General features: G+C 41.4%; 22 protein-coding genes and 1 pseudogene. 13 read left to right on the top strand and 10 right to left on the bottom strand.

Going from position 1 to position 26,387, the window contains the following annotated elements; genetic code table 11:
• Window positions 1-10: 10 nt before the first annotated feature.
• Window positions 11-2,638, top strand: a complete 2,628-nt coding sequence (gene ppsA / locus FAM09_RS15810) for a phosphoenolpyruvate synthase (protein ID WP_136578103.1) — start codon at window positions 11-13, stop codon at window positions 2,636-2,638.
• A 216-nt stretch (window positions 2,639-2,854) separates the two neighbouring features.
• On the opposite strand, the gene FAM09_RS15800 is transcribed toward ppsA, so the two are convergent.
• On the bottom strand, window positions 2,855-4,123 hold the full coding sequence (locus FAM09_RS15800; RefSeq protein ID WP_136578101.1) for a HEAT repeat domain-containing protein: 1,269 nt from the start codon (window positions 4,121-4,123) through the stop codon (window positions 2,855-2,857).
• A gap of 534 nt (window positions 4,124-4,657) precedes the next feature.
• Here FAM09_RS15800 and FAM09_RS15795 point away from each other — a divergent pair.
• A complete protein-coding gene (locus FAM09_RS15795) occupies window positions 4,658-5,041 on the top strand; it encodes a YcbK family protein (RefSeq protein ID WP_136578100.1) in 384 nt (127 codons plus the stop codon).
• Between the two features lie 42 nt (window positions 5,042-5,083).
• Here FAM09_RS15795 and FAM09_RS31250 read toward each other — a convergent pair whose 3' ends face one another.
• Window positions 5,084-5,440, bottom strand: a complete 357-nt coding sequence (locus FAM09_RS31250) for a VOC family protein (RefSeq protein WP_136578099.1) — start codon at window positions 5,438-5,440, stop codon at window positions 5,084-5,086.
• Between the two features lie 381 nt (window positions 5,441-5,821).
• On the opposite strand from FAM09_RS31250, the gene FAM09_RS15785 reads away from it, so the two are divergent.
• From FAM09_RS15785 to FAM09_RS15780, 3 genes are all read left to right on the top strand, one after another.
• The gene (locus FAM09_RS15785; RefSeq protein WP_136578098.1) at window positions 5,822-8,524 is read left to right on the top strand and encodes a sialidase family protein; all 2,703 of its coding nucleotides are present in this window, start codon (window positions 5,822-5,824) and stop codon (window positions 8,522-8,524) included.
• 1,072 nt (window positions 8,525-9,596) lie between these two features.
• A complete protein-coding gene (locus FAM09_RS30705; protein ID WP_153825455.1) occupies window positions 9,597-9,746 on the top strand; it encodes a hypothetical protein in 150 nt (49 codons plus the stop codon).
• A gap of 193 nt (window positions 9,747-9,939) precedes the next feature.
• The gene (locus FAM09_RS15780) at window positions 9,940-11,187 is read left to right on the top strand and encodes a serine hydrolase domain-containing protein (protein ID WP_136578097.1); all 1,248 of its coding nucleotides are present in this window, start codon (window positions 9,940-9,942) and stop codon (window positions 11,185-11,187) included.
• A 159-nt stretch (window positions 11,188-11,346) separates the two neighbouring features.
• On the opposite strand, the gene FAM09_RS31245 is transcribed toward FAM09_RS15780, so the two are convergent.
• Window positions 11,347-11,736 (bottom strand): VOC family protein, encoded by a 390-nt coding sequence (locus FAM09_RS31245; protein WP_136578096.1) that lies wholly within the window; start codon window positions 11,734-11,736, stop codon window positions 11,347-11,349.
• A 293-nt stretch (window positions 11,737-12,029) separates the two neighbouring features.
• Here FAM09_RS31245 and FAM09_RS15770 point away from each other — a divergent pair, with 293 nt between their 5' ends.
• The 4 genes from FAM09_RS15770 (at window position 12,030) to FAM09_RS15755 (ending at window position 15,752) form a co-directional block, all read left to right on the top strand.
• A complete protein-coding gene (locus tag FAM09_RS15770) occupies window positions 12,030-12,422 on the top strand; it encodes an HYC_CC_PP family protein (RefSeq protein WP_136578095.1) in 393 nt (130 codons plus the stop codon).
• A gap of 109 nt (window positions 12,423-12,531) precedes the next feature.
• Window positions 12,532-14,601 carry a copper-translocating P-type ATPase gene (locus tag FAM09_RS15765; protein WP_136578094.1) on the top strand — a complete coding sequence of 690 codons (2,070 nt, stop codon included), beginning with the start codon at window positions 12,532-12,534 and terminating at the stop codon, window positions 14,599-14,601.
• Window positions 14,602-14,695: 94 nt separating this feature from the next.
• Window positions 14,696-15,280, top strand: coding sequence for a DUF3347 domain-containing protein (locus FAM09_RS15760; RefSeq protein WP_136578093.1), 585 nt, complete (start codon window positions 14,696-14,698; stop codon window positions 15,278-15,280).
• Between the two features lie 7 nt (window positions 15,281-15,287).
• A complete protein-coding gene (locus tag FAM09_RS15755) occupies window positions 15,288-15,752 on the top strand; it encodes a heme-binding domain-containing protein (RefSeq protein WP_136578092.1) in 465 nt (154 codons plus the stop codon).
• 1 nt (window position 15,753) lies between these two features.
• On the opposite strand, the gene FAM09_RS15750 is transcribed toward FAM09_RS15755, so the two are convergent.
• Window positions 15,754-16,359, bottom strand: a complete 606-nt coding sequence (locus FAM09_RS15750; protein ID WP_136578091.1) for a class I SAM-dependent methyltransferase — start codon at window positions 16,357-16,359, stop codon at window positions 15,754-15,756.
• 29 nt (window positions 16,360-16,388) lie between these two features.
• Window positions 16,389-16,715 carry a DUF2200 domain-containing protein gene (locus FAM09_RS15745; protein ID WP_243751685.1) on the bottom strand — a complete coding sequence of 109 codons (327 nt, stop codon included), beginning with the start codon at window positions 16,713-16,715 and terminating at the stop codon, window positions 16,389-16,391.
• A gap of 461 nt (window positions 16,716-17,176) precedes the next feature.
• On the opposite strand from FAM09_RS15745, the gene FAM09_RS15740 reads away from it, so the two are divergent.
• Both FAM09_RS15740 and FAM09_RS31580 read left to right on the top strand, forming a co-directional pair.
• The gene (locus FAM09_RS15740) at window positions 17,177-17,653 is read left to right on the top strand and encodes a hypothetical protein (protein ID WP_136578089.1); all 477 of its coding nucleotides are present in this window, start codon (window positions 17,177-17,179) and stop codon (window positions 17,651-17,653) included.
• 26 nt (window positions 17,654-17,679) lie between these two features.
• Window positions 17,680-17,802 (top strand): annotated as a pseudogene (locus FAM09_RS31580) (HNH endonuclease); the annotation flags it as partial.
• Between the two features lie 264 nt (window positions 17,803-18,066).
• Here FAM09_RS31580 and FAM09_RS15730 read toward each other — a convergent pair.
• The 4 genes from FAM09_RS15730 to FAM09_RS15715 form a co-directional block, all read right to left on the bottom strand.
• Window positions 18,067-19,461 carry a tail fiber domain-containing protein gene (locus tag FAM09_RS15730; protein ID WP_166437170.1) on the bottom strand — a complete coding sequence of 465 codons (1,395 nt, stop codon included), beginning with the start codon at window positions 19,459-19,461 and terminating at the stop codon, window positions 18,067-18,069.
• 450 nt (window positions 19,462-19,911) lie between these two features.
• Window positions 19,912-21,153, bottom strand: a complete 1,242-nt coding sequence (locus FAM09_RS15725; RefSeq protein WP_136578087.1) for an MFS transporter — start codon at window positions 21,151-21,153, stop codon at window positions 19,912-19,914.
• Between the two features lie 194 nt (window positions 21,154-21,347).
• Window positions 21,348-22,802 carry an MBL fold metallo-hydrolase gene (locus FAM09_RS15720; protein WP_136578086.1) on the bottom strand — a complete coding sequence of 485 codons (1,455 nt, stop codon included), beginning with the start codon at window positions 22,800-22,802 and terminating at the stop codon, window positions 21,348-21,350.
• A 55-nt stretch (window positions 22,803-22,857) separates the two neighbouring features.
• A complete protein-coding gene (locus tag FAM09_RS15715; protein WP_262711663.1) occupies window positions 22,858-23,481 on the bottom strand; it encodes a metalloregulator ArsR/SmtB family transcription factor in 624 nt (207 codons plus the stop codon).
• A gap of 151 nt (window positions 23,482-23,632) precedes the next feature.
• On the opposite strand from FAM09_RS15715, the gene FAM09_RS15710 reads away from it, so the two are divergent.
• Entirely contained in the window at window positions 23,633-24,397 is a 765-nt protein-coding gene (locus FAM09_RS15710) for a sterol desaturase family protein (protein ID WP_136578084.1), read from the top strand.
• 95 nt (window positions 24,398-24,492) lie between these two features.
• On the opposite strand, the gene FAM09_RS15705 is transcribed toward FAM09_RS15710, so the two are convergent.
• Window positions 24,493-25,608 (bottom strand): alkene reductase, encoded by a 1,116-nt coding sequence (locus FAM09_RS15705; RefSeq protein WP_136578083.1) that lies wholly within the window; start codon window positions 25,606-25,608, stop codon window positions 24,493-24,495.
• Between the two features lie 131 nt (window positions 25,609-25,739).
• Between FAM09_RS15705 and FAM09_RS15700 the strand changes: the two genes are divergently transcribed.
• Complete coding sequence (locus tag FAM09_RS15700) at window positions 25,740-26,162, top strand: winged helix-turn-helix transcriptional regulator (protein ID WP_136578082.1); 423 nt, start codon at window positions 25,740-25,742, stop codon at window positions 26,160-26,162.
• Window positions 26,163-26,387: the final 225 nt, after the last annotated feature.

Here is a 26,387-nt window from a genome sequence, read left to right as displayed (position 1 = left end):
AGAAAATCATATGAGAAAGCCTGCTTATATACTTGGTCTTAAGGAAATCAATAAGATACCGATAGCTATCGGGACATTGGTCGGGGGTAAAGGCGCCAACCTGGGAGAACTTTTCAGGATCGATGGGATACAGGTGCCCGAAGGTTTTTGCGTTACTACGGAAGTATATAAAGCAATTATTGCCAATAACCCGGCGCTTAATTCGCTGTTGGATCAGTTGGCGAAACTAAAAGCAGATAACAGGAAAGAGATAAGCGAAACCAGTGCAGCCATCAGAAAGGCGATCGAAGAAACAGCGATCCCGAAAGGCGTCGAACAGGAAATAACCAGTCATCTTGAACAATTGGGATTAACAAATGCTTATGCCGTTCGTTCCAGCGCCACAGCGGAGGACCTTCCCACGGCCTCTTTTGCAGGCCAGCAGGATACGTATTTGAACATTATAGGGAAGGAAGCCATCCTGCAATATATCAGCCAATGCTGGGCATCGCTCTTTACCGAAAGGGCAGTGATTTACCGCATTCAAAACGGTTTCAACCATCGTAAAGTTTATTTGTCGGTAGTTGTTCAGAAGATGGTCTTCCCGCAGGCGGCAGGCATATTGTTTACTGCAGACCCCGTCACTTCTAACAGGAAACTGGCATCCATTGATGCCAGTTTCGGACTGGGTGAGGCCCTGGTTGCCGGCCTGGTGAATCCTGATATTTATAAAGTAAGAAATGGCAGGATCATCGATAAGAAGATATCAGCCAAGAAGCTGGCTATTTATGCCCAGAAAGAGGGCGGTACAAAAGAACAGGAAATTGAGCAAGAGCAGCAGCAAAAACAAACGTTGACGGATGAGCAGATCTTGCAGCTTGAGCACATCGGTAGAAAGATCGAAGCACATTTTGGCCGACCACAGGACATTGAATGGTGCCTGGCTGATGATACATTTTATATTGTACAGAGCCGGCCGATCACTACTTTATACCCGGTTCCTGTAGCAAATGATCCCGAAAATCACGTTTATTTATCTGTCGGTCATCAACAAATGATGACTGATGCCATGAAACCATTGGGATTGGCTTTCTGGCTGTTAACCACCCCTGCGTTTATGCGTACAGCCGGCGGAAGGTTGTTTGTTGATGTTACACAAATGCTGGCTTCCCCTGCCAACAGGGAAAATGTAGTTAATAGGCTGGGAAAATTTGACCCGCTTATAAAAGACGCATTGACTACCATCATAGATAGGGACTTTATAAAATCGATACCAGACGACAAAAACGACCAAAGCCTCATTAAGGGCAAGGCGCCTGCGGATTATCAAATACTAAAAGATTACGATCCGGCAATAGTTGCTGATCTGATCAGGAATAGTCAAGCATCGATAGAAGCGCTAAAACAAAACATTCAAACCAAATCAGGAACAGCCTTATTTGATTTTATCCTGGAAGATATTCAGCAATTAAAGAAGCGATTATCTGATCCACAAAGTTTTGGCGTGATCATGACTTCTATGAATGCTGCAGCCTGGATCAATGAAAAAATACAAGAGTGGTTGGGTGAAAAAAATGTAGCAGACACGCTTGCTCAATCTGCGCCCAATAACATTACTTCGGAAATGGGCCTGGAGTTATTGGATGTAACAGATGTGGCCCGTCCTTACCCGGAAGTAATTGAATATTTATCTAGAACCCAGTTCGATAAAGATGAGAGCTTTTTTGATGAACTGGCGAAGTTGGATGGGGGAGAGGAAACCCGGGACGCCATCTCAGCTTATCTTAATAAATACGGCATGCGGTGTGCGGGAGAAATCGATATTACCAGGACCCGTTGGAGCGAAAAACCAACTACACTTGTCCCCATGATCCTCAGTCATCTCAAAAACTTTGAGCGGGGCGCCGGCAAGCGGAAATTTGAGCAGGGGCAACAGGAAGCCTTGAAAAAAGAACAGGAGCTATTGCATAGCTTGAGGCAGTTACCAGATGGAGAACAAAAGGCCTCAGCAACAAAACGCATGATCGATCTCGTTCGGAATTTTGCCGGTTATCGTGAATATCCCAAATACGCCATGGTCAATTGCTACTTTATCTATAAGCAGGCTTTACTGAAAGAAGCAGAACAGCTCGTACAAGCCCACATTATTCATGAAAAAGAAGACATATACTATCTCTGTTTCGAAGAACTTCGCGAAGTCGTTCGTACAAATGAACTGGATTACCAGGTCATCAGCCAACGAAAAGAGGAATACAAAATATATGAAAAACTAACGCCACCACGTGTTATCACGTCTGATGGTGAAATCATTGCAGGTAAGTATAACCGGGAAGATCTGCCAGCCGAAGCTATTGTAGGCCTGGCTGTATCATCGGGCATTATAGAAGGACGCGCACGGGTGATCCTGAACATGGAAGATGCTGATCTGGAAGCAGGAGATATATTGGTTACCACCTTTACTGACCCAAGCTGGACACCCCTGTTTGTATCCATTAAAGGCCTGGTAACCGAAGTGGGTGGACTAATGACCCATGGAGCAGTTATTGCGCGGGAATACGGCTTACCAGCAGTGGTGGGGGTAGAAAATGCCACTAAACTGATAAAAGATGGGCAACGGATTCGCGTGCATGGAACAGAAGGATATATAGAGATCCTGTAAAGTGAATGAAAATAAAACGAAAGCCTTACCCATCTCTTCCCAGCTTTTGTCAAAAGCTGACAAACTATCAAATTTGCTTACCATTATTACTCTGTTGTACTGACCGGTCACGTCTGTCAAGACGTTAACAAATTCCTTGTTATCGGCCATCACATCTTTGAAGAGTTTCGCCAGCATTAACATATCAAGCCTCCCAACATCTCACAATTTCCCAAACTATTTGAAATAGGATTGTATCTCCTGCAAAAACCACTTTTGATGATACCCGAAATTCCGCTGTTCAATTTCCTTAAATTGTTGGTTTACTCTTTCCACTTCTTCCCTTGGCGGTGAAGTAAATAACCTGACAGTCTTTGCCTTCCATTTTTCCAGACACCTCCACCCCAGTTTTTGAATATCTTCATTCTTGTCAGTAACAGCCAGTAAAAAATTATAGACGGCTACCCAACTTCCCACTTTATCAAACAACCGCAAAAGTAGTTCCTTAAGTTCCTTCTCTCCATTTGCATAAATTTCCCGTACCCTTTGCAGCGCGCTTCTGTCAAAGTTTTTTGATACTATTTCAATGGCCAAGTTCCGGACTTTATTATTAGAATGGGCGAGCAGGTCAAACGAATAACTGGCGGCCTTTTGTTGATCTATTTTATTAATAGCAGCGAGGCTGGCTACCACAATTTTAGCTTTATTTGAATAAATATGCTGCTCAAATAATTCCAGATCTGTTTCCCGGGCCATTTCTGACAATCCCATGAAACTTCCTTCCAAATATTCCATTTTACTGATACGGTCTCTGTAAACTCCGGCAAAATCAAACCCTTTAGATTGCAATAACCGCCTGCACAGATCGCGAACAGAAATAGAGTTATCTGATAACATCGTAACTATTGTATCATCAAATTCGGGAGCAAACTTTTTGGATGCATATAATGCACTTACCCTTACGGCCGGCGATTGGTCTTGTAAATAATTTTTAATGATTTGCCTTTGTACTGATTCATCAAAAGAAGCCAATTGTTTTAATATCTCTAACCGTATTAAAAAGTTTTTATCCTGAATGAATCTATAAATATAAGTTGCATAAACCGGATCATGGTTCTTTTGTAGCAGGTTCCTGAATATCCAATACCTTGCTCTGTTATTCAGAATATTTATTTGATTAAAAAAATCTTCTGAAAATTCCTGGCTTAACATGAACTCAATGATCTCACGTTGGATCACCCTTAAGTCAACCCGTTCAACAATCAAAAGCCACTCGATGGTTGAAATTTCATTTAAAAAATCCGAAATGTATTCCGGTTTCATAAATGATCGTAACGCGCCGGTCGCTGTATGTCGCACAGGTTCTACCCAATCACCTAACCTGAACAGAATAAACTTTAATGATTCAATATCCCTGGTTTTAATAATTTCCCGGACAGCCTTTTCCCGCACAAACCCACTTTTATTTACACTGGCTATTCGCAACAATTGTGAATAGGTTGACATGTTAAAACGATGGTTATAAAAATTAAGATCACTCTCGGCGAGGTTAATATGCTTAAGGCATTCAGTATACTCGGTTACGAATTTTAATTTGCTGAAAAGAAACAAGATCGTTTCCGCAGTTTTTGCGCGGATAAGATGGTTATCGCTTTTTAAGAAAGGAAAAAGCTGGCTAATGGCACCTGGCTTTCCAAGTTCCTTTATACTGTCAAGGGCATTCAGTTTTGCAGTAACATTTTCTTTTTGAAACCATCCAGGCTGCTCTTTCAAAATTATTAAGCAACGATTTAAATCCAAAGTATTCATAATTACAGTTAGTTCACAAAGTAAGGTTTTAGTAGATGCTTTTGCATCCTATCAATCTATTTAAGCTAAAAAAACCAATTAAAATACATGAAAAACACCCGATTTTATTACATCAGATCTTTGTAATCTTGAATTTCCAAATTACCATTCCTACTTTTTGTTAAACGTATCTACCGTTCCCGCTTAAAATTATTGAAGGACACGTTAATGGAAACTACAAAAACCAACACTATGCATCTAACACCAAATTTCAAACTGGAGGAATTTAATTGTCACGATGGCACAGAAGTTCCGGGTTATTTACAAGACAACGTACAGCTACTTGCAGAAAACCTGCAGGTACTTCGCGATTACATAGGAGAACCCATTCATATCACGAGTGGCTATAGAACTGAAGATTATAATTCAAATTTACGCGGCGCATCCCCAAGGAGTCAGCACCTTCAGGGAAAAGCAGCCGACATAGCAGTTGCCAACATGCGTCCCCGGGAGTTAGCAGATATTATTGAGGAACTAATTGACAGAGGAATGATGTCAGAGGGCGGAATTGGAATATATTCTAATTTTACGCATTACGACATCAGAGGCCAGAAAGCAAGATGGAATATGACATGACTCCTGTTACTAGCCCTCCAACTCCTCCTTGGGTTCCCAAAGCTAAATGATATTACCTTCCGGATCGGGCAGATGAACGAATTTGCCATAATCATATTCCGTAATTTCATCTACAATGGTCACGTTGTTCTTTTTTAGTTCCTCCACAAGCGCATCCAGGCTTTCAACCCGGTAATTGATCATAAAAGGCTTAGTCGACGGATTGAAATATTTCGTGTTCTGCGGAAACGTACACCAGGCGGTAGATCCTTTTTTCGACGGATCCTCAGCCTGCCGCCACTCAAACGTCGCTCCGTATTCGCTGGTAGTCAATCCCAGGTTTTTGGCATACCAATCGTTCATACCTTTCGGGTCATCGCATTTAAAAAACACGCCGCCCAGGCCCGTTACTTTTTTCATAGTAGTGAAAAATTCATGATTATCCTTAAATATACAGCTATTGCATTATCTACAGTTATGAATTAAATACTGGCCAGCTTAAAAACATCCATAACATCGGTAGCTGTGACCAACCCACAACATTAATCTTGCGAGATAAAATCTTTGTCACCTGCCTGTTTCATATAATAGTCATTAACGCATTTACACAACTGCAACCCGTTAAGTAACAGAGGTAATTAAGCGATTTTAAATGATACTCACAACATTGTTTTACGTAATTATGGCCTCAAATTTGAGGCAGGTATACCGGTAACACACAATTGGTAACCAGGTTTCTACCGGTTTCCGTTTGATACATTTTTGGTTGAGGCTGAATTATCCTTATACAAATACCTGCAAATGGAAAAAAAGTATTCAATCAAAATTTTACTCCTTGCCTCCGCGTGGATCATTTCAGCAAACGCCTTCTCTCAGTCTTATACCTGGAAAAATGTAAAAATTGGCGGTGGTGGTTTCGTTTCAGGGCTCATTTTTCATCCCTCCCAGAACGACCTGTTATATGCACGTACCGATGTAGGGGGTGCGTATCGTTGGAACGCAGTTACCAGTAATTGGATTCCCATCACTGATTTCATGGGCCAGGATGATGAGAATTATTCAGGAGTATTAAGTATTGCCACTGATCCTAATGATGTAAACAGGGTATATATGGCCACCGGTTTGTATACCGCCTGGTGGGCCGGTAATGCCGCCGTGTTTTCATCAACCGACAAAGGGAGTACGTGGACGAGACATAACCTGACTATTAAACTGGGAGGCAATGAAGATGGGCGCAACAGCGGTGAGCGCCTGGCGGTTGATCCTAATCTGGGCAGCATACTTTATCTGGGTTCCAGCAAAGATGGTCTATGGAAAAGCACCGACTATGGCAGTAATTGGAGCAAGGTAAACAGTTTTCCCGTATCTACATTTAGCGGGGCAGGCGTATCGTTTGTACTTTTTGATAAAAGCACAGGCACAACCGGCAACGCTACACAAACCATTTATGTAGGCATAATGCAAACGGGCACCAACCTTTATAAAAGCACAGATGGGGGTGTTACCTGGAGCGCTGTCCCTGGCCAGCCGACCACTCTGATGCCGCTGCAGGGGGTACTGGCATCTAATGGTACTATGTATATTACTTATGCTGACAACCCGGGACCAAGTAATATTACAACCGGCGCCGTATATAAACTCATTACATCAACGAATACCTTTACGGCGTTGACGCTTCCGGCAGGCCAGGGCGGCTTTTCGGGCGTGAGCGTAGACGCATCCAATGCCAATACAGTAGTGGTAAGTACTATGGATCGCTGGTGGCCGCGCGATGAAATTTTCAGGAGTACCGATGGAGGCAATACCTGGACGGCGCTGCTCACTTCCGCTACCTGGAACCAGACTTCCGCGCCATACACCACCGGCTACACAGCGCATTGGATCGCCGACGTTGAAATAGACCCTTTTGATAATACAAAAGCGTGGTTCGTTACCGGTTATGGCGTGTTTCAAACAACTAATATTTCTGCTGCACCGGTTTCCTGGACATTCCAGAATGCAGGCCTGGAAGAAATGGTGAGCCTTTCGCTGGCAAGTCCGGCATCGGGCGTACCCTTATTAAGTGCGGAGGGCGATCATGATGGTTTCAGACACGTAGATGTTGATATATCTCCAGTAGCCGGAAAGTTCAGTCCTTCTTATAGTAGCAACGGCAGTATCGATGTTGGCCAAACCAATACAAACTACGTAGTAAGAACATACAACAACAGCAGTGGTAATTACGGCGCTTATTCTACCAACCAGGGTGCGGGCTGGACAATATTCGGCAGCTATCCAGCAGGCACCACCGGCGGGGGAAGCATTGCTTTATCTGCCAATGCAGCCACTATTGTGTGGTCGCCCGATGGCGCGGCAGTATCTTACTCTACCAACAATGGCACCACATGGACGGCTGCTACCGGCATCAGCAGCGGTCAGGCGGTAACGGGCGATAAAGTAAACAGCAATAAATTTTATGGGTATAACGCTACTACGGGCATCTGCCACGTAAGTACCAACGGCGGCGTTTCTTTCTCTGATGGAGCAACAGGCCTGCCTTTATTACAAAGTTGGGAGTTGTGGATGGCGCAAACCCGGTCTGTGTTTGGAGTGGAAGGCGATGTATGGCTTACCAGCGGATATAACGGCTTGTATCATTCGGTAAACAGTGGCGCTTCCTTTACAAAAATAACCGGTGTGGATGCAGCCTATAAAGTAGCATTTGGCATGGCGGCTGGTGCCGCTACCTATCCCGCCATTTATATTCAGGGTCGGGTAGGGGGCACTTACGGTTTTTATCGCTCTATTGACGGTGGTAGTACGTGGGCTCGCATCAATGATGATGCGCATAATTTCCTGGCAGTACGTTCATTTACTGCCGATCCTAAAATTTATGGCCGTGTTTATATTGGTACCAGCGGGCGTGGCATTATATACGGAGATGATGCAACTGCGCTGCCGGTGTTATTTTCGTCTGTAGGTGTATCGGCGAGAAATGTAAGCAACACCACATTCGCCGATGTGAAATGGACGACCGCATCAGAACGCAATGTCGCTTATTTTGCAGTGGAAAGAACCACTGACACAATCCAATGGAAAGAAGTGGGCCGTGTTAACAGCAATCAGCTTCGTTCATATAAATACAGCGATGATATCACTGCATTAAACGGAACACTTTTCTACCGGATAAAAGAGGTGGATTATGATAACAGGGTTACATATAGCTCTGTGGTTTCATTGCGCCGCACGGCAGTAAGCTATACCAAGGTGAATGTATGGCCTAACCCGCCTGTAGGGAATATTATAAAAGTAAATATCAGCAGCCCTGTTGGTCAAAACGTAGTAATTCGATTGCTGGATGCAAGTGGGCGAATTATGTATTCAAGTTCCATTATCGGTATATCAACCGGCAACAATATAATTGAATTGCCAGCCGTTCAATTTACCAAAGGAAATATTGCTTTTATTGAAATTTTGAATGCTACTAACAGCAAACAAATTGAAGTGATCAAATTTATTAATTAAAATATCCTTTTACGGGGAACATGCTTGATAGTTGGGTAAGGAGTTAATGCTGTCTGTTTTTGTTAAATATGAAAATTTATGTAGGACCGGCGCGGGGCATTGTACGTGCCTGGTAATAAATTATGCACTTCTCATAGACCATAGTTCATTTTCACTTACGGGTTTACCGCTATAGGCCGGTCTTTTACCGGTTTCAATCATTGGTTTGCCGGTTTTATTTGTTTGCAACACAACATTACCAGGTGATCGACCGATTTCAATAAACTGTTTTACAACTTCGCCAAATCAACTTGTCGGTATTGATAGTTTGTTTAGTGAGTTTACGTACCTGTTTTACATTTTGGAACACCCCCTTGCAGGTATTGACCATTTGTTATTCAACCTTGCAACTATGTTGTTCAACTTTAGAAGATAACCTGGAAAGTTTTTTGTCAAAATCAACAATTCGTTTGTAGAAACCAGACAACAAAGAATTGAAATCATTAAACATACTACAAAAACCTGTCAACAAAGAAATGAAGTCACGAAGTGAACATCTAAAAATCGTCATATCAATTCAACAATTTCACAGCAGAATATCAAAAACAAATAAAATACTGGTAAAACCAGCATATAGATTAGTAATTTGTGGTATATGCCCGCTGCAAAGTTACGAGGTTCGCATGTGACATTAATGTAAACTAAAAAGGCTTCAAATCTAATGACTTAAAGCCTTTATTTTTTTGTGCCTACCTAAAAGAATTATTGAAAAAGGAGATAGAAGATCTAAAGCTTATTTGTTACCTACTGCTGCTGTTGCTGGTGAAAACGTAAGGCCAGTTACATGTATTTGCCAACGCCCAGCAGGAAATGATAGATCGTGATAAGTTGATGAAAGAAGTGTGGGAAGATGAAGGCGTCATCGTTTGCTTCCGGATGCGGCCAAACGTTTCAGCGGCAGACTAATTCTATTCGGTTTTGTTTTTATCTTCATCTTCAGTAGTTTTATTGAGCTTTACTTCTGATCTGGACGTTATACATTCCAGTACAGTACCAAACCCTGTTCGTTAGCGATATTTTAAAAAACCCCTTCATGCTTAGTAAAACATTGTTATTGGGAACACTTTCGGGTATGTGTTTTCTATATTCGGCAGCTCAAAAAATAAAACAAAAGAGCTTTGCCATTCAAGGTCATATTGATGGGATAGAAAACGGAACAAAAAGACTGGGTCAGGGCCAGTAAAGATGATAAGATTGTGTGGTCAAATGTTTCAGATTTAACAGGTGATAACGGGAGGATAAAAACAATTTACGACGTACAGGTTGTACCGACTTCTTATTTAATCAATAGGGAAGGGATTATTGTTGAAAAATTTATAGGATTTGATGAAAATTTCCTAAATCAGTTAGAGAAGTTAATTGATAAAAAATAAATCATGGGTAAACAAATCAGATTCGGACTAATATTTTTGCTTTTTACTAATATACTATTTGCACAGACTAATTTTAAAAAAGTGGCAAAATCATGGCAAGACAGTATTTCTAAAATTGCCAGAGCTGAAATAATAGAAACTGGCACACCTTCATTACAAATTGCAATTGGCTTAAAGGGAAAAATTATTTACGAAAACGCATTTGGTTTTGCAGATATAGAAAACAACATAAAAGCAACAATTGAAACCAAATATAGAACTGCATCTGTTGCCAAATGGTGGACATCTACTTTGACGATGATGCTCGTAAATAATTCTAAATTAGATTTGGATATACCAATTCAAAGGTATTGTCAACATTATCCTCAAAAAAATTGGGACATTACAACCCGTCAAATTTTGACTCATACATCTGGAATAAGACACTATGCGGATTATGATGCAGAACTTTCAAAAGCAAAAAGCCAAGCTGACACTATTGAAATCAACAAAAGACGTTATCCCGATTTGCTCGGTATGTTTACCAGATATACTGATATGACAAACCCTCTCAATAATTTTAAACAAGACAGTTTGTTATTTAAACCAGGCAGTAGCTGGGAATATTCCTCTAACGGATATAGAGTCTTGGGTTGTATCATTGAAGGAGCATCAGGTTTGAGCTATAGAGCAATGATAAAAAATCAAATTTTTGACAAGGCTGGTATGACAAATACGGTGGAAGATGATGCCTGGGCTATTATCCCTAAAAGGGCATCAGGTTACTTAATAAAGGATAAAAAAGAAATTCGCAGAGCCGATATGCGGGATGTTAGCGAAAATTTGCCTGCCGGTGGTTTCCTTTCAACATCATCTGACCTTGTTCGTTTTGCAATGAGCTTTGTAAGTGGGAAATTCGTAGACATGGAAACAATCAAAAAAATGACCACGCCCTACATTATGAAAGACACGCTAAAATCTGTCTCCACCTGGCGGGATGCCATACCTTCAAAACAAAAGTACGGCTATGGTGTAATGTTGTTTAACGACAACGAAACCATAAAATTTGGACACAATGGACGACAAGATGGTGGCTCTGCAATAGTATATTATGTGCCAGAAAAAGATTTGACAATTGCGGTCATGACAAACGCAAAGGGTTGGAATGGCTTCATTAGTTTGACAAAAAAGATTGAAAAGGTTATAACAAAAATTGACATAGAAAATTCTATTGACTCAAAGCAAAACAAATTAAGAACGACGAACCGCTAACCCACTGGAGGAGGTGGAAAAAATATTGCAGGCCAGCTTATTTGAATCGCTTAAAATAAAATACAATTGGAAATATCACCGGCAATTAGAAGGGCATATGCAAAATAATGTTAAGCCAGTAAAGTGGGTTCGAATTAATTAATAGAGAACAGCACGAACTTATCCCTCCAACTCCTCCTTGGGTTCCCAAAGCTCAATGATATTACCTTCCGGATCGAGCAGATGAACGAATTTGCCATAATCATATTCCGTAATTTCATCTACAATGGTCACGTTGTTCTTTTTTAGTTCCTCCACAAGCGCAACCAGGTTTTCCACCCGGTAATTGATCATAAATGGCTTAGCCGACGGGTTGAAATATTTCGTGTCCTGCGGAAACGTACACCAGGCCGTAGATCCTTTTTTCGACGGGTCATCAACCTCCCGCCACTCAAACGTAGTTCCGTATTCGCTTGTAGGCAATCCCAGGTTTTTAGCGTACCATTCGTTCATGCCTTTCGGGTCATCGCATTTAAAAAACACGCCGCCAAGGCCTGTTACTTTTTTCATATTAGTCAAAATTCATGATTTCCCTTTAAATATACGGCAATTTGGGATGTATTAACTACAGTTATGTATTTAAAATATCCGTAACATTGGTAACAGTGACCTACCTCACTAACCTTGCAATTAAAAATTGTATTCATTTGCCTGTTTCATATAATTGCCATCAACGTATTTCAAGATAAGGTTTTATTCAGTTCCTCCAGAGTGGCGGGATTCGCATTAACAAGCCTAAAATATAACAAATACAAAAAATTATATAAAAGAAACAAAAAAAATAGGGCGTACTTTTGTCACGCATGCAAAGGCTCCTGGTTACCATATTAGCCATTCTTTATATGGGCACTTCAACCGGTGCTACCTTACACCTGCATTATTGCATGGGTAAGCTGGTTTCTATGAAGTTCTGGCATTCGAATGGGGGCAAATGTGGTAATTGTGGAATGAAAAAAAACACCACCTGTGCTAAAAAATGCTGTAAGGACGAGCATAAATTAGTAAAACTGGAAAATGCTCACCACAAAGCCACTAATAGCGCCTTCCAGTTCATGCAGGTGGTTGCTGAAGTTCCTGCTGTTTATTTTGATTTTTCGAGAACATTTATCCCGCCTGTTGAACAGGAACTTCCGGTAAGTCATGCTCCGCCCCGAAATTGTCCAATACATATTCTCTATTGCTCCTTTCGCATTTAATATCTACTACAAACCCTGATAGAAGGCGCTGGTTTTTATACCTGTATTAAACACAGCAATGCTACTTATATCTTTTTTCCTGGCAAATATCACCTCAAAAAAGTGAATTATGGATCATGAACATCACGGTCATCATTCTCCTATAAAAGTCACCGGGCAGGCTCATGAACATCATACGGAAGTGCACAAGCCTGAAAGTAAGAAACATAAAATGACCGGTCATAAGGAACATGACGAACACGCCGGGCATCACACGGAAGATTTTCTAAAACGGTTCTGGATATGTTTGGTCATTACCATACCGGTGTTGTTCCTGTCGCATATGATACAGCAATGGATAGGATTTCAGATAACCTTTACCGGCGACAAGTATCTACTGCTTGCCTTAAGCAGTTGTATCTTTTTCTACGGCGGCGGGCCATTTCTGGCGGGTTTAGTGCGGGAACTCAAACATGGGAATCCCGGCATGATGACGCTTGTGGCTGTAGCCATTACTACAGCTTATGTATACAGCGTTGCTGTAGTTTTTGGATTGACGGGAATGGACTTCTTTTGGGAACTGGCAACCCTGATCGATATTATGTTGCTGGGTCACTGGCTCGAAATGCGCTCCCAAATGGCCGCGTCCCGGGCATTGGAATCACTGGTAGCCTTGTTACCATCTGCGGTGCATGTAGAACGCCATCACGAAGTAATTGATATTCCGTTACAGCAGTTACAGAACAACGATACTATTATTGTAAAACCAGGAGAAAAAATTCCGGCAGATGGTATAATACAGGAAGGCAGCTCCCTCATTAATGAAAGTATGCTTACCGGTGAGAGCGTTCCGGTATTGAAGGAAAAAAATGTAAAAGTGATCGGTGGTTCAGTAAACGGTAATGGCGTGTTAAAAATTCAGGTTACCGGAACCGGCAGTGATAGCTATTTAAACAAGGTCATCAATATGGTGCAGATTGCTCAGGGAGCAAAATCGAAAACCCAAAACCTGGCAGGTAAAGTAGCCATGTGGCTGACAATTATTTCCATTACAGTTGGAATTATTACCCTGGTATGGTGGTTGACCGCCGGTAAAACATTTCCGTTTGCACTGGAACGAATGGTTACCGTAATGGTCACTTCCTGTCCACATGCATTAGGCGTTGCCATTCCTTTGGTCGTAGCCATATCTACTGCATTGTCTGCAACACACGGTTTATTGATCCGCAACCGCACTGCTTTTGAAAATGCCCGTAATATCACTACTATTATTTTTGATAAAACCGGAACACTTACCAGGGGATCACATGAAGTGCAGCAGATCATACCGTTAAATAACCGGTTTACCGCCGATGAAATACTTCAATATGCCGCTGCCATACAGCAGAACTCTGAACATCATATAGCGCATGGTATTATGCGTAAGCTGAAGGAAAAAAAATTGGAGCTATGGAAATCAACCGGCTTTGAATATATGCAGGGGATGGGCGTAACTGGTACTGTTAATGGTAAAAAAGTAGTAGCAGCAGGCCCTAACTATTTTAAACTACAGGGAAAAGATCTGCCTGCTATTCCTGAACAAGTCGATCAGTCAACCGATACCGTCAATTTTATTTTGATCAACGATACACCTGCCGGAATTGTTACGCTGGCAGACAGTATACGTGAAACGGCTGCTGAAGCTATATCAATGTTAAAGCAGATGAATATAAAATCATTTCTATTGACAGGTGACAATGAAAGCGTGGCGGCGGCGGTTGCCAAAAAACTAAATATGGATGGTTATATGGCCAACGTTCTGCCGCATGAAAAACAAAACAAGGTAAAAGAAATTCAGGACAGAGGGGAAATAGTGGCCATGACCGGCGATGGAGTAAACGACGCACCTGCGCTGGCGCAGGCTGATGTAGGCATTGCGATTGGTTCCGGCACCGACGTGGCGGCAGAAACAGCCGATATTATACTGGTGAACAGTGATCCTAAAGACGTAGTACAGATTATTACTTTTGGCAGGGCTACTTACCGTAAAATGGTACAGAACTTAATTTGGGCAGTAGGATATAACGTAATAGCCATCCCGCTGGCTGCAGGTATATTGTATCCGGCATTTATACTCAGTCCGGCAATGGGTGCAGTTTTAATGAGTGCAAGTACGATTGTGGTAGCTATAAATGCCAAACTTTTAAAAGTAAATACCTGACTGAAAAATCTTAATGCTGCCAATGGCAAAGAGCAAACACTATATGCGTAAAATATATTTTGTAACCCATTATTTACTTAGATAAATCAGAAAAATGAAACACATCGCTTTATCGTCAGCATTCGCCATTGTATTGTTTACCGCCTGCAATAACAATTCGAAACAAGCCAATTCAGGTGGCAGCGACACGGCCCAATCAGCTCCGGCAGCCAATACAGAAACTGCGGCTGTTCAACCGCAGTCAGCTTCCCCTGTAAAAGATATTGTGAGTGGGTACTTACAGCTTAAAAACGCGCTGGCCAGTGATAATGGCAACGATGCGGCTACTGCGGGGAATACAATGGTTGCTGCATTTGAAAATCTTGACAAATCAGCCTTACCAACTGAAAAAAAGAAAACCTATGAAGACATAGAAGCTGATGCAAAAGAACATGCAGAGCATATTGGAAAAAACGGAAGCAATATTAAACACCAGCGCGAACATTTTGACATGCTAAGTAAAGACATGTATGAATTGGTGAAAACTTTCGGCGCCAGCCAACAGCTTTATGTAGATCATTGCCCGATGTACAATAACAACAAAGGCGCTGACTGGATAAGTGAAAAAAAGGAAATTTCGAATCCCTATTTTGGTAAGGAAATGCCTACCTGCGGCACTGTTAAGGAAGAATTAAAATAACATGCAAATGCGTAAATCAAGAAGGTGGTTATTAATATTCTTAACGCTCTTTATTCTTATTCAATTTATAAGACCTGCCCGCAATCAAAGCGGGCAGGTTTTGCAAACTGATATAACAAAAACGTTCTCTGTTCCTTTCAAAGTAAAGACGGTACTTGAGGTGGCCTGTTATGACTGTCACAGCAACAACACCCGCTATCCCTGGTATGCCAATCTACAGCCCGGCGGCTGGTGGCTGGCGAAACATGTTAAAGAAGGAAAAGAGGAACTTAATTTCAGCGAATTTGGGTCTTACTCACGCAGAAGGCAAATAACTAAGTTGCGGTCGATTGAAAATAGTATCAATGATGGCGCCATGCCGCTGTCATCATACACGTTGCTTCACCAGAATGCCAGGCTGACCAGTGATGAAAAGGCACTAATAGTGGCCTGGGTAAACAAAATAAAAGACAGCATTACAGCAACCTATTGAATCAAGGCTTTATTGCTATTGAGGTCAAACGGATTGCATTGAAATAATAATTTCCGCCTTCGTCCACTAACTCCCCGACGATAGATAACCCTGCGGCCGAAAGTAACGCTCTGTATTGTTCAGCTCCAAGTGATCTCGATAGAAGTCCGGTCATTGTATCTTTCCATTCCACTTTTTCAAGAGGAGCGGAGAACAATAATCTTCCACCAGGATTTAACACTGCAGCCATTTTGGAGATCAGCGCCCGCTGTGTTTCTTCGGAGAGCAGAAAGATCAGTCCCACAGCGATAATGCCATCGAAAGAGCGATGAAAGAAAGGCGAACTTTCAACCGATTCACAGGCAACAGGTACATTTGGAAAATTTTCGCGAAAGGATTCAATCATTGTCGGGGATGCATCCAATGCATAGACGGTCAATCCTTCATCAAGCAAAATTTTTGTGACCGGAATACCGGTTCCACACCCAAGATCCAATATCACGGAGCCTTTATTAAGGGGTAGGGCCCACGCGCGAACAGTAGACGAACCTATTCCATCTACCGCCCGTCCCCGCCATTTTATATATAAATCTGCAATACTTTCGTAACCATTTGATTCGTCAATCATAATGCAGGGTTTAAACAAAAATACTATTTCTACGAGCCACGCAAGATCTTCTCCATCTTCCTGCCTTTTGCCAACTCATCGACCAACTTATCCAAATACCTGACCTGTTGTGTCAAAGGATCTTCGATCTCCTCTACACGATACCCACAGATCACCCCTGTGATGAGATGCGTATTGGCGTTTATTGAGGCGCGTTGGAAGAACGTTTCAAAAGTTACTTTTTCTTTTATTAGGTCCTGCAGATCCTTGTTATTGAAACCTGTCAGCCACTGTATGACCTGGTGTAATTCTTCTTTTGTTCTGCCTTTCTTCTCTACCTTTTCTACATACATTGGATAGACCGAAGCGAAGGTCATTTTTGCGATACGCTGATTTTGTGTGTTGGAATTGTTCATATCTCAGTGTTTTAACGTTACCCAAATTAAAAAAGCAGTATAACAAGATATGATTTCATTTCAGTTCGACTAAGATAATAAAGAAAGGCCGCAGTTTCTGCGGTCTTGTATAATACACACCTTAAAAAAAGCACTAATTTGAGTGAAAATAAAAAAAAATCAAATGAGAAATGCGGTGTACCGAACACGCATCTTCATCCAAAAGCTAAAAGCCAAGAATATGGATGGTAATAATATTCATTTTGTATTTGCGCTGTAACAATTTAAAAGGCGAATACTACTACTTTGATTACCAATACTTATTTTTTTAGGGCAAGACCGGTTAACGGCATATATTTAAGTGTTGTGCGTCACTTTAAACAGAATCATTTATTTCAGCGGCCAGGCAACAACTATTACATGAAATGATAAAGAATCGCAAAATGAATACAAACAAACTTTCAGACACCTTAAAAACATTTACTTTCATACTCACTGTATTTGCAATAACAGCATGCAACCTGGGAAACAAAAATGAAAGCAATGACAATTCAACCGAAGTTTCTCAGACAATTTCTGAAAATGGGTCAATTCCAGACTCGGTGGTTCAGTTTTTAATTACTTCGGCAGCTACCGATTTTCACACTCATCAGCCACCGACACCAACTGATTTCCGTAGTGTACAAATTGGCTATTTAAAAGCAGCTAATAACGACAAGAACTATATTTTATGCGGAGAATTTCTTTCAAAGGAAAATAAGGAGTGGGTGGAATTTGCCACTATTAAGACATCGGGATACGAACAATATATTGGAAAAACGCAGTATTGTCAAGATGCAATAATGGTTTTGACAAATAAAACTGCGCTTTCAAATAAATTAAAAAGCAAATTTGAAGAATTAAGAAATAACAAGAATTAAACAGCTTAAGTAGACGTTGCGGATTAACACTTATTGGAGATGATATTCACTTCGATCACATAAAACCATGGGCAAAAGGTGGCGAGACCATCTTAGAAAATCTACAAATACTCTGTTCAAAACAAATGTCTTTTTATCTTCTTTATTAAGTATTCCTTATATTAGACATTAGAATAATAAAGATTAGACAAGAGTTAAAAATGATGAGGAACTGGTGATCAGAGATAAAGACGGACAAATAAAATCCGTTCCCGCCAAGGATTTGCTTCATCTTGTTCAAAAGTGATGATCTTCAGAATAGATTTCAACATGCCCCGTAAAGTTGGTTTACGGGGCTTTTGATTATATGAGGTTTGGGACTTTAAGCCGGGCTGCCCGGTGAGTGAGGCAGCTTTCTTAATTTTATGCGATCGTTACTTTGACTTTTGCAGTAATTGTTTGAGTTCATTTATCTGTTGTTGCAGATCGGCTATCAGGCTCTGTTGTTCCTGTACTGCCTTTACCAGTGGCACAACAAAAGCTTCGTAGCTAAGTCCATAATGTTCCTGTGCCGTTTTAGGTTGAATGATACCGCTGAAATTGTAACCCGATGCTACGGCTGCTTTCTCCACTTCCTGGGCAATGAAACCGCTGCGGCGTATGCAGGCGGCTTCGTCATAGGATGCCTGCAATGCATAATTACCGTTGGGATTTTCATTATTGTTACCGGCTATACTGTACCGGGCATCGAACCGTTTAACGTCAAACTGATAGGTAACGGGGCGCAGTTGTAAGATGAAGTCCAGTCCTTTTACATCTTCCTTCACCTTGAATTTGAAACGGCCATCAGAGGGGGTGGTGAAGGGCACCTGACCTTCTATTACAGTTACTGCGCTATTGCCTATGCGCACTTTGTTGTTTGCATTAACTGTTGTCAGGTAGCCGATAGCGGTGGCGTTGGTCAGCGAATCGTTGTTTACATCTGCATGAAACCCTATAGCTGTATTGCTTGATCCCTTGATATTACCTGAAAGCGCTCCTGAGCCAATTGCTGTATTCCAGCTTCCGGTTGTATTATTCCGTAATGCGTTAACACCAACAGCTGTGTTTTCATAGGCCATGGTGCTATATTCCATGGCAGAATGGCCAATGGCTGTATTTAAATGCCCCTGTGAATTGTTGCTAAGGCTGTTTCCACCAACGGCAGTATTACGGGTACCCCACCAACTGGCTGCCATGGAGCGGTGACCAATAGCCGTATTGCTTCTTCCCTTGAAATTACTCGCCAGCGCCCCCGTACCCACCGCCGTATTCATGGGCCCTTCGTTCACCCGCAATGCGTAGTTCCCAATAGCCGTGCAGGCGGTGTCACCTCCGCCAATGGAGGCGCCGGCCTGATAACCCAGATAGGTGTTACCCAAAACATGTTCGATACGACCGGCTGGCTGGTTGTTAACCCTTATATTTAATGGAGTGCTATCGGTAGTGCCTAAAAAGTGAACCCTGTCAATGGTGCCGCTGTTGCCGGTAAGCGACCAGCCGGCCCCCGTTGCCAGGTTTTTCCAGCCTGCTGATCCTGAGCGCTCTCCCAGGTTATACCAGAAAGAATTGGTGGTAGTGTCGTATACAAGCAAGCCTTTAACCGGTGTTATAGCCAGCCGTTGGGCAGTACTCATTCGGGGGATCAGGATACCTTTGTTGACCGATTTTATATCCAGAATGGCTTTGGAGTCGGGCAGCGAGCCATCTTCATTGATAGCTACATTTTGAGCAAGGCACGATATACTGGCTAACAGGAGAACGGTAATTGATGCAAATAACATTTTCATGGGAATAGTGATTTTCATTTTTTTCGTTTCATTATAAATAGTGTCTGATAATGTAAAGGGAACCCGATACCAGAGCTGTCATTCGCGTACAAAATATTCAGTACTTTTTTTTGTTGAGGGCACAAAACAGTGAGTAGCCGGTTTGAGACGGTAAGTGGCAGAGGTAAACTAATGAAAGAAACACCCCGCACCAAACATTTTGAACTTCGCGGTAATAACTCGTTCTGAAGATTTACAATGGTTTCTTATTTCTTCCTTTAGGGACAAGCATGGTAAATACAACAATATATACGGATTAACAAATAAGATATTCTTAATAAAAAACTAATAAACCGAATGTATTAAGCCTGTAAGCCGCATAGTTAACAATAAAATTGAGGATGAGGCGGCCCAAATTCCAACAATTTCTTCTATCAACGACATTCATAATAACAATAAGTATATTGACACCTAATTAGTGAATCCTGCGATAATTTTAACTCTGGAAGATTCACCGCATCTCATGCGATAAAATATAATTCCGGCAGAAAGAATTGTTAAAAGTCCAATAACTGATATAGATGCTTTTATTCCCAAAGTATCTGCAACAATACCAGTAAGAACAGCTCCTATAGCGTAACCCAGATCGCGCCATAGTCTAAAGACCCCTAAACTATTTGCCCTGTCCGCCGGGTGTGTATTTTCAGCAACCGTGGCAAGGAATGTAGGATATACCATCGCTGTTCCCCAACCAAGGATTGAAGAAAGAACGATAAAATGCGTCATTGTGCTGGCAAATATCAATGCGACTAACGCTATTCCCTGTAAAAACATTCCCCAAAAAAGCAGGTCCTTTTTACAGAAATGATCAGCCATCTTTCCGGTAAATAATTGTCCGATTCCCCAAACAGCAGGATATACGGCGGTTACAATTCCTATTTGTCCAATAGTAAATCCTTTGGATGCAAGCAGGACCGGGAACAACCCCCATGCCATACCATCATTTAAATTATTGACCAGACCTGCCTGTGTTACCGAGCCTAGATTTTTATTCTTCCAGGTTGTTTGCCAAAAAATACTTTTGAGCCTGGGGATATTGCTGGTTATTGTTTCAGCATATACATGGTGTTTGGTATCTTTTACAAATAATAGGCTTGCTAAAAAGCCTGCAATTACCAAAACAATGCCTATATAGAATGGATATGGCCGTAGCCCGTAAATAGAAGCAATCCACCCTGTGCAAAATGCTACCGTAGCAACGGCTATATACCCGGCAAATTCATTTAAGCCCATTGCAAAACCCCTTTGCCTTTCACCGACGAGATCTATTTTCATTACTACGGTACTACTCCAGGTAAGCCCCTGGTTAATACCTAGCAATATATTGGCTGCAATAATCCAGTTCCAACTTTCTGCATACATCAACATAAACGGAACCGGGATACCTATAAGCCACCCAATTATTAGCAAATTTTTTCTTCCTGCTTTATTTGCCAATGCGCCGGTAAAATAATTAGTAATAGCTTTTACAATTCCAAAAACTATTATAAACGAGAGTATAGCGGTCTTAGCTGCAATATGAAATTCTGCTTCAGCAATTTGAGGAAGAATAGTTCTTTCAAGTCCAACCATCCCACCAACAAAAGCATTGATAATAACCAGCAAAGTAAATTGCTTCCAGTTTTCTCTTAATCCTTGTTGGACTTTATTCATACCAATATTTTTCAAACTTCAATACTCACATCGAGTACAATCACCCGCTCTTGATTTTCTAACATTTTTTCTTAGCTCATCGGCATTAACGCTTAAGTCTTTATTTTCCATAATGAATCACTTATATATAAAGAAGGAATAATTCATTTATTTCTAAATGATTTTTATAATGCCAGAAGGTTCATTATATGAATTTATTTGGCTCCGTTGGCGCTTATAAACCCAGTAACAGCTGCGCCTAAATCGTACACTTCGATAGCAGGCAGGTTGCTTTTTAAGATGCTTGCCGCGGTAGCAGACCGGTAACCTGAACCACAATGTATTAAGACCGGTTTCCCTTTAGGGATTTCTGATAACCGATCGTTGAACTCTTGCATAGGAATATTAATACTATTCTTAAAAATCGGCTGCTTCTTTACCTCCTTTGCAGTTCTTACGTCAATCACGGTGTATTTATTTTCGCCGGGGTTGAAGGAACTGGCATCAAAACTGTTAAATCGAATTCCATTGCCTGCATCATATACGAATGCGCCCTGAATATTCGATTCATAGCCAATGGCAGCAGCCTTCATAATCGCTGTCTTTAAACTTTGCTCATCTGCTGCGACCAGATAAAATTTAGTATCAGGAGCAACTATGGTTCCTAACCAGGTTTCAAGCTGTCCTGTTCCCTGAATGTTTATTGCACCCGGCAGGTAAGACGTTTTAAATACAGGCGCCGGACGGGTATCTATTATTAATACGTTTGATTCTGGCTGGTAATTCTTAGGTAAGTAGTTCAGTTTATCCAAACTGGACTTAAGTGCTGGCGCTCCTTTAATGTTTAAATGAACAGCATAAGCGAAGTATTTGGGAATAAAGGGTTGATCGCTTAATAACAAATTGACAAATTCTTCTTTACTTCGGTTTTCAAAAGCATAATTGTTTTGTTTTTCATATCCGATAGTAGAGCTTGCTGCTTTACGGATCGATTTACCGCATAAAGAGCCAGCTCCATGCGAAGGATAAACGATGACATCGTCGTTAAGTTTGGCGAACTTCTGGTGTATAGTGTCATACATCAATGCAGCGAGGTATTTTCTCTGCTTTTCACTTTCACTGGAGAAGTCCAGCAGGTCAGGCCTTCCCACATCACCCAGGAATAAAGAATCCCCGCTAAATACCGCTATATCCTTCGACTTTTCAAACAATATTGCTGCAATATGATCAGGAGCATGACCAGGCGTGTACATTGCTCTGAGACCGATCTCGTCAGTTAGCTGAATGATGTTACCATCATCATATTTCTTTAACGGATATTTTGATTTAGTTAAACTACTTGCATAAATGGGCACATTTAGTTTTTGATGTATTTCAAGGTGCGAACTAACGAAGTCGGCATGTGGATGCGTTTCTATAACTCCAATAATTGAGGCATTATTTTTTTGTGCAAAGTCATAATATGGCTGAACATTTCTTTGGGGATCGATGAGTATAACTTTTTTACCGGCCATTACGGCATATGAAAAGTGAGCCAGGCCTTTATCTTCAAACTGCTCAATTACGTAATTAGACTGGTATGATCTTGTTTGGCCCAATAATTTAGATCTGTCAGATAACATTAGCAGACCTAAGCCCGATATATCAACAATAAAGTTTCTTCTTTTCATTTCTACATTGTTTAAATTGAGTTAACACTTTTTACTATTAACACACTGAATGAACTCACGACGCTTTTGAATAACTAACCGGCAATCCTTTTAAAACCCAATCGGGAAAACCTTCATTTAATCTTTTGGCAGAATACCCCTTTTTATTAAGCACAGCTACTGCTTCATCTGCAAAAACACAAAACGGACCACGGCAATACGCCACATATTCTTTATTCTTAGGTAAATTCTTTAGTTGGGTGGCAAGCTCTTCTATTGGAATGTTAATGGCGCCGGTAATATGCCCATTTTGAAACTCTGTTTCAGGGCGAATATCCAAAACAACAACATTCTTAGATTTCATTTTGGTCAATAGCTCGTCTATTTTGAGTGCTTCCAGGCTGTTTCTTTTTTCTCTAAAATCTTTTACCAGTTTTTCCATTTCCGCAATATGGTTTAACCCTAATTCACGGAGGTTTTGCCAGGATTTATAAATTTCCTCATGGGTTAACTTATAATTAATAAAGTTTCCTTCCCGTCTGATTTCTACAAGGTTGGCTGATTTTAGAACCTGAAGGTGTTGGGAGGTATTGGCAACTGACATGCCGGTTTCGCCGGCTATTTCCTCTACCGTTTTTTCCCCTTGCCCCAATAGGTCAACAATCTCCAGGCGGTGGGGGTTGGCCATTGCTTTGACCATTGTTGCCAATATAGAATATGCTTTATCCTTAAACACTCTTTTCTCCATAGTTTCTAAATGTTAGTCAAAAATAAGGAAATTCAACTATTCAATATAATTATTGAATAGATTATTTTTGGGGAGGTAGTAAAACTTTTGTTAAGTTGGTATTATGAATTGGGAAAAGTTCACCTGGCTATTGATTGACAATGCTGATAAGTATTTCCTTATAGCCGGCCCTGCGTTTCTGTTGTTTTATGTTTGGCTGAGAAAAAAGATCGCTTATAAAAAAATTCAGGGCCGCTTTCCAAAACCGAAGGATTACCGGAGGGAGATATTCTTTTCTGTATTGTCGATCATTATATTTTCATTCCCGCCATTGTTCATGTTATATAGTGATACCATAAGGCCGCTTACTACTTTTTACCCTGATATTGCAAGTTATGGATGGCTTTATGCAATCCTGGCGTTCCCTTTAATGTTAATAATGCATGATACTTACTTTTATTGGATGCACCGGTTTATGCATCATCCGATATTGTTCAAATTTTTTCACCTTGTGCATCATAAGTCGAGCAATCCTTCACCCTGGGCTGCATACTCCTTTCATCCCTTAGAGGCGGTGATTGAATCGCTTATATTTGTAGTATTCCTGTTTACAATTCCTGTTCACAGTATTCATCTGATGCTATTTTTTATTTTTAGCCTTATTTATAATGTTTATGGGCACCTGGGTTTTGAGCTTTATCCAAAAGGCTTTAGCACCCATTGGCTTGGAAAATGGATTAACACTTCTGTTTCCCATAATATGCATCACCAATATTTCAAAGGAAATTATGGTTTATATTTTACAATATGGGATAGATTAATGGGTACAATGAACAGCAAGTACGATGAGACGTTTGAAGAAGTTACGTCAAGAAAGAAAATTGATTAACCGAGCAGAGCCCGGGACGCCGTCAAATAAAAATGCCCTCCCGGTTTTACCAGAAGGGCCTAAATGGTGCTCCACTTTTATCATACTTATTCCTTTTAACTTGGGAGAACCGCGACAGGGTAGTCGGCGTATCCGTTTTCGTTTCCGGCATAAAACGTATCCCGGTTGGCTTCTGACAAAGGCAGATTATATTTAAAGCGCTCTACCAAATCCGGGTTGGCTATGAATGGTGTGCCAAAAGATACCAGGTCAGCCGTACCTTCTATCAGAATTGCGTTACCGCTTTCCTGCGTAAAGCCCAGATTGGCCATCAGCCTGCCGCGATAGTGGTGACGAAAATGGCTGAAATAATTTTGCTGCAATGCTTCTACCGGTGTACCGGTTAAGTCTTCTGCCGGCCCCACAATGTGCAGGTAAGCGAGATTATAATCACTCAGTTTTTTAAGGAGGTACTGGAACATTGGAATAGTTTCTTCATCTGGCTTCACAATGCCTACATGACTGATCGCAACCGGCGCGAATTTGATGGCTACACGTGTGCTGTCCCAAACTTCTGTAATGGCATCCAGTATCTCAAATACAATGCGCGCACGGTTCTCGATACTGCCACCATACTCATCGGTGCGCTGATTAGTGGCCGTACTTAAAAATTGAGGAATAAACATGCCGGCTTGCGCATGCACCTCAACGCCATCAAATCCTGCTTCCATGGCATTTTTAGCAGCCTGCTTAAAATCCTGCACAGTTTGTTTGATCTCAGTGGCGGTCAACTCACGTGGCGTTAGTGTTTCTTTAAAGCCTTCAGGAGTAAAAGAATGAGTTTGCGGATTGATGGCGGAAGGTCCGGCAGGCAGTTCGCCATCAAAGAAATCCGGGTGGGATGCGGAGCCAATATGCCCTAGTTGGGAAAAGATCAAACCGCCATTGTCGTGTACGGCTTTGGTCACCAGTTTCCATCCATTTATCTGTTCCTGAGTGTAGATGCCCGGTACATTAATAAAACCTATAGCCTTTGAACTCATCCAGGTGCCTTCACTCACAATTAACCCGGCTGAGGCGCGTTGTGCATAATATGTAGCCATCAATGGTGTAGGTGCCAGGCTCGCGTTAGTGGCTCGCGCACGCGTCATTGGCGCCATAATTACCCGGTTCTTCAGTTTTAAATCGCCCAGTTGGTATTCTTCTAACAGTGCTTGTGTTGTATTTCTCATCGCTTTTTTTTACAAACTTCGGGCATGTATCTCAGCGGGACAATATGGGAAAAGCTAATGCCATAGGGATAAATTTATCCCCCTCCATGTATCGAGACACATTACGTATATTTGAGTAAAGTGAATAGCATATGTACGAAAGAAAGACACCCCTCTCTATAGATTGCGGCCTGCACCTCACAAGGGAAGTGCTGAACGGCAAGTGGAAGCCGGCCCTGCTATATGCCATTTCGATGGATATAAAGCGACCAAGCGAGATATTGCGTTTATTGCCGGGTGTTACGCGAAGGGTGTTGAACGTACAACTCAAAGAATTGGAGACGCATGGTATGGTAGAAAAGAAAACCTACCCGCAACTGCCGCCCAAAGTGGAATATTCGCTTACGGAGATCGGCCGGTCGTTGATACCTGTTATTGATGCTATGAATCAATGGGGTGATGCTAATCGCAGTTTTTTGGAGACTGTTATTGCGCAGGATCCTAAGATCGGCGAAACTTCAAAATCGATATGCCTGAAGTACGGGCATATGCTTGTAGAGCGTAAAATTGGATGAGATTGTTTTTGCTTATTCCCATTTTCTACCTGTCGGGGCAAATAAAAAAAATTACGGCCAAATTTTATTCTTCCTTACAATAGAGTGGCGCTACCTCATCCCCGATAAACACTTTTGAACGTTACTGCCTATCGGAGACAAAAAATAAGAAATAATTCAAAGAGATGGGCGATCTAGGCCCTTGCAGGAGAAAAAAACCGGAATTACTTGGCGGTGACTTATACT

It is taken from the genome of Niastella caeni, assembly GCF_004834005.1.
Taxonomy (GTDB): domain Bacteria; phylum Bacteroidota; class Bacteroidia; order Chitinophagales; family Chitinophagaceae; genus Niastella; species Niastella caeni.
This window is presented reverse-complemented; position numbering and strand designations above follow the sequence as displayed.

Coding starts and splice junctions, on each gene's coding strand:
- FAM09_RS15750 (WP_136578091.1), bottom strand. CDS start 16,359: ATGATTGACGAATCAAATGGTTACGAAAGTATTGCAGATTTATATATA.
- FAM09_RS15760 (WP_136578093.1), top strand. CDS start 14,696: ATGAAACACATCGCTTTATCGTCAGCATTCGCCATTGTATTGTTTACC.
- FAM09_RS15770 (WP_136578095.1), top strand. CDS start 12,030: ATGCAAAGGCTCCTGGTTACCATATTAGCCATTCTTTATATGGGCACT.
- FAM09_RS15710 (WP_136578084.1), top strand. CDS start 23,633: ATGAATTGGGAAAAGTTCACCTGGCTATTGATTGACAATGCTGATAAG.
- FAM09_RS15755 (WP_136578092.1), top strand. CDS start 15,288: ATGCGTAAATCAAGAAGGTGGTTATTAATATTCTTAACGCTCTTTATT.
- FAM09_RS15800 (WP_136578101.1), bottom strand. CDS start 4,123: ATGTCAACCTATTCACAATTGTTGCGAATAGCCAGTGTAAATAAAAGT.
- FAM09_RS15740 (WP_136578089.1), top strand. CDS start 17,177: ATGAATACAAACAAACTTTCAGACACCTTAAAAACATTTACTTTCATA.
- FAM09_RS15725 (WP_136578087.1), bottom strand. CDS start 21,153: ATGAATAAAGTCCAACAAGGATTAAGAGAAAACTGGAAGCAATTTACT.
- FAM09_RS15705 (WP_136578083.1), bottom strand. CDS start 25,608: ATGAGAAATACAACACAAGCACTGTTAGAAGAATACCAACTGGGCGAT.
- ppsA (WP_136578103.1), top strand. CDS start 11: ATGAGAAAGCCTGCTTATATACTTGGTCTTAAGGAAATCAATAAGATA.
- FAM09_RS15745 (WP_243751685.1), bottom strand. CDS start 16,715: ATGACCTTCGCTTCGGTCTATCCAATGTATGTAGAAAAGGTAGAGAAG.
- FAM09_RS30705 (WP_153825455.1), top strand. CDS start 9,597: ATGCTTAGTAAAACATTGTTATTGGGAACACTTTCGGGTATGTGTTTT.
- FAM09_RS15780 (WP_136578097.1), top strand. CDS start 9,940: ATGGGTAAACAAATCAGATTCGGACTAATATTTTTGCTTTTTACTAAT.
- FAM09_RS15715 (WP_262711663.1), bottom strand. CDS start 23,481: ATGGTCAAAGCAATGGCCAACCCCCACCGCCTGGAGATTGTTGACCTA.
- FAM09_RS15720 (WP_136578086.1), bottom strand. CDS start 22,802: ATGAAAAGAAGAAACTTTATTGTTGATATATCGGGCTTAGGTCTGCTA.
- FAM09_RS31245 (WP_136578096.1), bottom strand. CDS start 11,736: ATGAAAAAAGTAACAGGCCTTGGCGGCGTGTTTTTTAAATGCGATGAC.
- FAM09_RS15795 (WP_136578100.1), top strand. CDS start 4,658: ATGCATCTAACACCAAATTTCAAACTGGAGGAATTTAATTGTCACGAT.
- FAM09_RS15765 (WP_136578094.1), top strand. CDS start 12,532: ATGGATCATGAACATCACGGTCATCATTCTCCTATAAAAGTCACCGGG.
- FAM09_RS15700 (WP_136578082.1), top strand. CDS start 25,740: ATGTACGAAAGAAAGACACCCCTCTCTATAGATTGCGGCCTGCACCTC.
- FAM09_RS31250 (WP_136578099.1), bottom strand. CDS start 5,440: ATGAAAAAAGTAACGGGCCTGGGCGGCGTGTTTTTTAAATGCGATGAC.
- FAM09_RS15730 (WP_166437170.1), bottom strand. CDS start 19,461: ATGAAAATGTTATTTGCATCAATTACCGTTCTCCTGTTAGCCAGTATA.
- FAM09_RS15785 (WP_136578098.1), top strand. CDS start 5,822: ATGGAAAAAAAGTATTCAATCAAAATTTTACTCCTTGCCTCCGCGTGG.